Annotated in this window: 1 protein-coding gene; it reads left to right on the plus strand. The window is 38.5% G+C overall.

Translation table 11 applies throughout. From position 1 onward, the window contains the following. Positions 1 to 292: 292 nt before the first annotated feature. The gene (locus V7122_RS10600) at positions 293 to 1,000 is read left to right on the plus strand and encodes a DNA alkylation repair protein (RefSeq protein WP_335526642.1); all 708 of its coding nucleotides are present in this window, start codon (positions 293 to 295) and stop codon (positions 998 to 1,000) included. Positions 1,001 to 1,572 lie beyond the last annotated feature (572 nt).

A 1,572-nucleotide genomic window follows, 5' to 3' on the forward strand; every position in this document is an offset into this window, starting at 1 on the left:
AGTGTTGAAGGTAGTTAAGAAAGCTTTATATAATCCTTAAGATAGAAAAATAAGTTCAGAAGGTAGTTAAGCGATGCTCTTAACGCCCTTCAGCTAAAATAATTTATGCAGAAGGTCAATAAGCTCGACTTATAATTAAGTTGAGTCAGTTTTTTATATGGAATCGCCGTCATAGTGAGCACTTGAAGGATTTTATATTCAAAAAAGAATTATAGATAATAGTTTGTTTATGATCTTTCAAAAAATGAAATGATGATAGAAAGTCAGCTTGTTAAAATTGGAGGGAAGATGGATGACCTACACTGAAATAATGAAAATGCTTGAAGAATTAGGGACGGAGCAGACGAAAAAGACGTTGATCCGTCATGGGGCGGTGGAGCCGCTCTTTGGGGTAAAGGTTGGAGATATGAAAAAACTTGTGAAATTTGTGAAAAAGGATCAGGAATTGGCGTTGGCTCTGTATGAATCGGGGAATTATGATGCAATGTATTTAGCGGGTCTTTCGATCAATCCAAAATTAATGACAAAAGAAACTTTACAAGACTGGGCGAGGAAAGCACTTTGGCATGCGCCTGCAGAATATACCGTTTCCGGAGTAGCTGCGGAAAGTGACTATGCTCTGGAACTAGCGAGAGAATGGATAAAATCTGAAGATGAAATGATTGCCGTTTGCGGATGGAATACATATGCAAATTATTTGTCTATTACACCAGATGATTTATTAAATTTAAACGAAATTAGCGAATTGCTCCATCAGGTAAAAACAACTATCCACGATGAAAGAAACCGGGTCCGCTACGTAACGAATGGTTTTGTCATATCTGTAGGCTCCTATGTTCAAGCATTATCGACTGAGGCAAAAAAGGTTGCAGAACATATCGGAAAAGTGAATGTTGATGTAGGAAATACCGCTTGCAAAGTCCCGTTAGCAACCGATTATATTAAAAAAGTAGTAGATATGGAGCGGGTTGGAAAAAAACGAAAGACTTGTATATGTTAGAAGGTAAACAGTTTTGCTTTAACGCAAGGCTGTTTTTCTATGTTAATTGGCCCTGAATTTCATCGTTATTGTGATATTTGGCGAACCGACATTCATATAGATGATTAGGACCAAGTATTCATTAAAAATGCTTGGTCATTTTTTTAGCCATTTTATAATAAGAGTAGTATAAGAGATGAAAAAAATTGGCTTGATAAAAACAGGTTCAAAGTTGATTTTTCTCACTGACAAGAATGTCGAAATCATATTAAATGGGAAGAGGAATCGTTCATAGATTTGTCAGTTTTTGTTGGAATTTTGGGGTGTGTGTAAGGGGGTGTCGTTTTATAGTTAAAATGATACTTATAATTCCCTTTTTCCAGTTGGTTTGGGGGGGATTTTCAGGAGGGTGCGGGAGTTCGCATTTGCGTCATCTTGATGTTGTTCGGGGGAGTGATTCTGGGATGACGCAAATGCTCAGGGGGAGGGATTTGTGTCGATAACGGAGGTGGCTTTCTGGAAATTCTCTCTCTGCGAGGTGCTCTCGCACCTCTGGCATCAGCTCCGCTGCTGCACCCACAGAACAAAGCTTT

This window comes from Bacillus sp. JJ1532 (assembly GCF_036965085.1).
Taxonomy (GTDB): Bacteria; Bacillota; Bacilli; order Bacillales; family Cytobacillaceae; genus Cytobacillus.